This is a genomic window from Acidimicrobiales bacterium (genome assembly GCA_035512495.1).
Taxonomy (GTDB): Bacteria; Actinomycetota; Acidimicrobiia; order Acidimicrobiales; family CADCSY01; genus DATKDW01.
Genome location: DATKDW010000080.1, coordinates 1 through 6,079 on the forward strand (window position 1 = coordinate 1; position 6,079 = coordinate 6,079).

At 70.3% G+C, this 6,079-nt stretch carries 5 protein-coding genes; 4 read left to right on the forward strand and 1 reads right to left on the reverse strand.

Annotation, left to right across the window (positions count from 1 at the left end):
- On the forward strand, nt 1–712 hold a 712-nt coding region (locus VMN58_11645; GenBank protein ID HUF33848.1), incomplete at its 5' end, for a sigma-70 family RNA polymerase sigma factor.
- Nucleotides 713–716: 4 nt separating this feature from the next.
- Here the strand turns inward: VMN58_11645 and VMN58_11650 are convergent.
- Nucleotides 717–2,132 carry a sigma 54-interacting transcriptional regulator gene (locus VMN58_11650; GenBank protein HUF33849.1) on the reverse strand — a complete coding sequence of 472 codons (1,416 nt, stop codon included), beginning with the start codon at nt 2,130–2,132 and terminating at the stop codon, nt 717–719.
- A gap of 61 nt (nt 2,133–2,193) precedes the next feature.
- Here VMN58_11650 and VMN58_11655 point away from each other — a divergent pair, with 61 nt between their 5' ends.
- From VMN58_11655 to VMN58_11665, 3 genes are all read left to right on the forward strand, one after another.
- A complete protein-coding gene (locus VMN58_11655) occupies nt 2,194–4,323 on the forward strand; it encodes a hypothetical protein (protein HUF33850.1) in 2,130 nt (709 codons plus the stop codon).
- 105 nt (nt 4,324–4,428) lie between these two features.
- Complete coding sequence (locus VMN58_11660) at nt 4,429–5,319, forward strand: succinate dehydrogenase cytochrome b subunit (protein HUF33851.1); 891 nt, start codon at nt 4,429–4,431, stop codon at nt 5,317–5,319.
- Nucleotides 5,316–6,079: FAD-binding protein (locus VMN58_11665; protein ID HUF33852.1), on the forward strand; the 764-nt coding region annotated here is incomplete at its 3' end. The genes VMN58_11660 and VMN58_11665, both read left to right, overlap by 4 nt.

The following is a 6,079-nucleotide window of genomic DNA, read 5'->3' on the forward strand; positions in this document are numbered from 1 at the left end:
CGTCGAATACCAGACGTCGCGGTCCCGTCGCCTCCGGAACCGGCTGGTCGAGGACAACCTCGAGCTGGTCGAGTACTACGTGAGCCGCTACGGCAAGGGCCACATGGAGGCCGACGACGTCCGGCAGCAGGCGCTGATGGCCCTCATCAAGGCCGTCGAGCGCTTCGACCCCGAAGTCGGCGTGACCTTCAAGACCTTCGCCAACCGCACCATCGAGGGCGAGCTCAAGCGGCTCCTGCGAGACAAGGGCTGGTCGGTGCGCCCACCCCGGAGCCTCCAGGAGCTGGCCGTGCAGGCCCGCCGCCTGGAACCCGAGCTCACCCAGGAGCTCGGTCGCGCCCCCCGGGTCCAGGAGATGGCCGATCGGCTCGATGAGTCCACCGACCGCGTGCTCGAAGCCCTCTCGGCCGGCGCCTCCTACCGGGCCGACAGCCTCGATGCGCCCATTGGCGACGGCAGCACCACCAAGGGCGCCATGATCGCCGGCAGCGACGGCGACATGGGCCAGGTCGAGACCCGCATCGACGTCGAGTCCCTGCTGCAGGGCCTCGACCATCGGGACCGAACCATCATCGAGATGCGCTTCGTGCACCGTCGGAGCCAGCAGGAGATCGCCGACGAGCTCGGCGTGTCGCAGTCCTACCTGTCGCGGTTGCTCCGCAAGACCCTGGCCACCTTGCGTGAGCAGGCCGAGGAGCAGATGGGCGAGTAGCCCTTCAGCTGCGGGCCCGGTAGCTCGAGCGCGCGCCGACGTGCTCCTTGTTCAGGCGCTTGCCGAGGTGCAGACCCTCGAGCAGGAACTCCACCGCTGCGGCGATGGCGGCGGCGGACTCGTCGCCGTCGGTGAGTCCGACGACCTGGGCCTTGAGGCCAGGCATCTCCTCGGCGAGCGCAGCGAGGTCGGCCGAGGAGATGTCGTCACCGGCGTCGACGATGCGACCCTCTTCGAAGGCGTCGATGACCTCGCGGAGCATGGCGGCGTCGGTGCGCTCGCGGAACACCGTGAGCACGGCCGACTTCACCAGGTGCTCGGCGATGGCCTCGTCCCGACCGTCGTCCAGCGACTCGATCTCGATCTTGCCCATCGTGGACGCGGCGAGGGCGTCGAGGTCGGAGACGCGGGGGACCACGACCTCCTCGCCGTGGCGCAGCGACCGCCGGGCGGCGTTCGCGATCAGGACCTCGTGGTTCGACACCGTCAGGCGGACCGACACGCCCGAGCGCTGGTTGACGTGGGGTGACTGGCGAGCCAGGTGCGAGAGCGTGGCGACGATCTGGCTCATGTACTCGGGCATGGTGGCGTGCACGCCCTCGGCCTCGAGCGGCCGGGCCTCCTGGGCGGCGATGACCATCTCGGTCTCGACGTCGAGGGGGTAGTGGGTGCGAATCTGGCTGCCGAAGCGGTCCTTCAGCGGCGTGATGATGCGGCCGCGGTTCGTGTAGTCCTCGGGGTTGGCCGACGCCACCAGCATCACGTCGAGGGGCAGGCGGACCTTGTAGCCCCGGATCTGGACATCGCGCTCCTCGAGGACGTTGAGCAGACCCACCTGGATGCGCTCGGAGAGGTCGGGCAGCTCGTTGATGGCGAAGATGCCGCGGTTGGTGCGGGGCACCAGGCCGTAGTGGAGGGTCAGCTCGTCGGAGAGGTAGCGGCCCTCGGCCACCTTGATGGGGTCGACCTCGCCGATGAGGTCGGCGATGGACGTGTCGGGGGTGGCGAGCTTCTCGCCGTAGCGCTCGTCGCGGTGGACCCAGTCGATCTCGGTGTCCTCACCCATCTCCTCGACGAGGTCGACGCCGTAGCGCGACACGGGGTGGTACGGGTCGTCGTTGATCTCGGTGCCCTTGACCACGGGCATCCACTCGTCGAGCAGCCGGGTGAGCGAGCGGATCATGCGGGTCTTGGCCTGGCCGCGCTCGCCGAGGAAGACGACGTCGTGGCCGGCCAGCAGCGCGTTCTCCAGCTGGGGCATCACCGTCTGCTCGTAGCCGAGCACCCCTTCGAACAGCGGCTCACCGGCCCGGATCTTGGCCACGGCGTTGCGCCGGACCTCCTCCTTCACCGGCCGCGACTCCCAGCCGGACTCCCGGAGCGCGCCGAGGGTGGATGGGAGGCTGGACGGTGCTGCCATGAGGCCAACCTATCCGGCACCTGAAGGGCCTCGACCGCCGCCCTCGTAGGCTCCGGCGCCGATGGCACTCCCCGACCGCTGGCTGGCTGCGCCCGCAGACGAAGACCTGCGCCGCACCTTCGCCGACACCGACCTGGACGACTCGGGGTGGGAGCCGATCGCCGTTCCCGGCCACTGGCGCTCGACGCCTGCGTTCGCCGACCACGACGGCCCGCTGCTGCACCGGGTGCGCTTCGAGCAGCCGCCCGGCGCCGGTGATCGCCGGTGGTGGCTGCGCTTCGACGGGCTTTTCTACGAGGGCGACGTGTGGCTCGACGGCACCTACCTCGGCGCCACCGAGGGGTACTTCTTCGCCCACGAGTTCGAGGTCACCGACCAGATCCGCGCCCGCTCCGAGCACCAGCTCGCGGTGGAGGTGGGATGCTCCCCGCAGACCGACCGCAGCCACAAGCGGAACATCACCGGCGTCTTCCAGCACTGGGACTCCATGGACCCCGACTGGAACCCCGGGGGCATCTGGCGACCGGTGCACCTCGAGGAGTCCGGCCCGGTCCGCATCCGCCACCTGGTGACCCGCTGCGTGGAGGCCGGTCCCGCTCGCGCGGTGCTCTCACTCACCGCCGAACTCGACTCGCTCGAGGCCACCGACGTGCACCTGCGCACCACGATCGGGTCGGCCGACCACGGCACCGACCGGACGCTGGCCGCCGGCGCGAACACCGTCGAGTGGACGGTCACCGTCGATCAGCCCCAGCTGTGGTGGCCCCACGCCCTCGGCGAAGCCCACCTCGAGCTGACGTCGGTGGAGGTCCGCCTGCGCGACGCGGCCGGGAGCCGGGTGTCCGACCGCCGTCGCTTCCGCACCGGGCTCCGTCAGGTGTCGATGCGCAAGTGGATCCTGTCGGTGAACGGCGAGCGCCTCTTCTGCAAGGGCGCCAACCTCGCCCCCACCCGCATGGCCCTCGCCGATGCGACCCCGGCCGAGCTGGCCGCCGACGTCGACCTCGCCAAGGAGACCGGGCTGGACCTGCTGCGGATACACGCCCACGTGGGTCGGCCCGAGACCTACGACGCCGCCGACCGGGCCGGGATGCTGCTGTGGCAGGACTTCCCGCTCCAGTGGGGCTACGCCCGGTCCATCCGGCGCCAGGCCCAGCGCCAGGCCACCGAGATGGTGGCCATGCTGGCCCACCACCCGTCGGTGGCCGTGTGGTGCGGCCACAACGAGCCCATGGGCCTCGACATCTCGCCCGAGGTGTTCAGCGAGCCGCACCGCCTCGCCGCGCTCGGGCTGCGCGCGTTCGCGTCGCAGCAGGTGCCGACGTGGAACAAGACCATCCTGGACCGCACCGTGAAGCGAGCCATCGAGGCCGCCGATGGCACCCGCCCGGTCATCAAGCACTCGGGCGTGCTGCCCCGGCTCCCCCGTCTCGAGGGCACCGACAGCCACCTCTACTTCGGCTGGTACTGGGGCGACGAGCGGGACCTGCCCGCCTTCGCCCGGGCCCTCCCGAGCCAGGTGCGGTTCCCCACCGAGTTCGGCGCCCAGGCGGTCCCGGAGAGCGACGACTTCGTCGGAGCCGAGGTGTGGCCGGACCTGGACTGGGACCGCCTCGCCGGCACGCACAACCTCCAGCTCGCCCTGCTCGACCGGTACGTGCCGCGGCAGGGCCACACCTACGAGTCGTGGAAGGCGGCGACCCAGGCGTACCAGGCCACCGTCGTCCGCCACCACGTCGAGGAGCTCAGGCGGCTGAAGTACCGCCCGACCGGTGGGTTCTGCCAGTTCGCCTTCGCCGACGCGCACCCCGGCATCACCTGGGCGGTGCTCGACCACGAACGGGTGCCGAAAGCGGCCCACGCCGCGCTCGCCGACGCGTGCCGCGCCGTGATCGTCGTGGCCGACCGCCTGCCCGGCGCGGTGACGCCGGGCGATGCGCTCGCCCTCGATGTCCACGTCGTGTCCGACCGCCGCGGCGACCTCACCGGCAGCATCGAGGTGGTCGCTCGATGGACCGGCGGCGCCCACCGGTGGGCGTTCGAGGGTGAGGTGCCGGCCGACTCCTGCGTTCGGGTCGGCACGGTGCAGCTCGAAGTCCCCGACGCACCCGGTGAGCTCGTGCTCGAGCTCACCGGACAGGTCGGCGACGACCGCGTGGCCAACGTGTACCGGACGACCATCTCGACCTGATCCCGAGGGCTGCGGTGATTGCCCCCCGGAATGGGGGCGCGGGTACCGTGCGAATCCATGCAGACCATGCAGCAGTCAGCCTCATCAGGAGGTGAGGGTGCAGGCGTGCAGCCGGTGAACCCGCCGCGCCGTCCCGCCCCGTGGCCGGTGGCCTTCTACCGGTCGGCCGTGGGCAAGAAGTGGGTGATGGCCGTCACGGGCATCGTCCTCATGGGCTTCGTCTTCGGCCACATGGTCGGCAACCTCAAGATGTACCAGGGGGCCCACGCCCTCAACGTCTACGGCGAGTTCCTCCGTGAGCTGCTGTACCCGCTGCTCCCCCGCACCCTGACGCTCTGGATCATCCGCATCGGCCTGATCCTCGCCTTCGCCTTCCACATCCACGCGGCGGCGAGCCTCACCCTGATGAACCGGCGGGCCAACGCCGGCGGCTACAGCTCCAAGCGGGACTGGCAGGCGGCCAACACGGCCAGCCGCTCGATGCGCTTCACCGGCGTCGTCATCCTGGCCTACCTGATCTGGCACCTGGCCGACTTCACCTGGGGCTGGGTCAACCCCGACTTCGTCCGGGGCGACGTCTACCGCAACGTGCAGGCCAGCCTCACCAACGCCGTGCCGGCGGCCATCTACGTCTTGGCCACCATCGCCCTCGGCGTGCACCTGTACCACGGGTCCTGGAGCCTGTTCCAGAGCCTCGGCCTGAACAACCCGAGGTACAACAGCTGGCGGCGCAGCTTCGCCCTCGGCTTCGCCGCCATCGTCACCCTCGGCAACCTCAGCTTCCCGCTGGCCGTCGTGTCCGGGGCCGCATCCGACGACGTCTGCTACGAGGAGGACGACCGCATCGTCACCTGCGAGGTCGTCTTCGCCGAGGCGCTCGAGGACGGGCGGCTGAGCATCGAGCAGTACGACGACCTCTCCGACGGCGAACGGCTCAAGATCATCAAGGCCTACGAGGCCAACGAAGAGCTCCGCTTCGAGGAGGGCGCGTCGTGATCGGCAACCTGGACTCCGCGGTCCCCGCCGGGCCCATCGGCGAGAAGTGGACCCAGCACAAGTTCGACATGAAGCTGGTGGCGCCCAACAACCGCCGCAAGTTCGACGTCATCGTCGTGGGCACCGGCCTCGCCGGCGCCGCCGCCGCCGCCACGCTCGGCGAACAGGGCTACAACGTCAAGGCGATCACCTACCACGACTCGCCGCGGCGGGCGCACTCGATCGCGGCCCAGGGCGGCATCAACGCGTCCAAGAACTACAAGAACGACGGCGACTCGACCTACCGCCTCTTCTACGACACGGTCAAGGGCGGCGACTACCGCTCCCGCGAGGCCAACGTGCACCGTCTGGCCGAGGTGTCCGGCGACATCATCGACCAGTGCGTCGCCCAGGGCGTGCCCTTCGCACGCGAGTACGGCGGCATGCTCGACAACCGCTCCTTCGGCGGCGCCCAGGTGTCTCGCACCTTCTACGCCCGGGGCCAGACCGGCCAGCAGCTCCTGCTCGGCGCCTACCAGGCGTTGATGAAGGAGGTGCACAACGGCACCGTCGAGCTGATCACCAAGACCGAGGTCCTCGATCTCGTCGTGAAGGACGGCGTCGCCCGCGGCGTGGTCACCCGTGACCTGCGCACCGGCCAGGTGACCCGGCACTCGGCGCATGCCGTGCTGCTGTGCACCGGCGGCTACGGCAACGTCTTCTACCTCTCGACCAACGCCAAGCACTCCAACGCCACGGCGGCGTGGCGGGCGCACAAGCG

Bases quoted from the DNA above. Each gene is read 5' to 3' on its own strand.
- VMN58_11650 (HUF33849.1), bottom strand. From the start codon at position 2,132: ATGGCAGCACCGTCCAGCCTCCCATCCACCCTCGGCGCGCTCCGGGAG.
- VMN58_11655 (HUF33850.1), top strand. From the start codon at position 2,194: ATGGCACTCCCCGACCGCTGGCTGGCTGCGCCCGCAGACGAAGACCTG.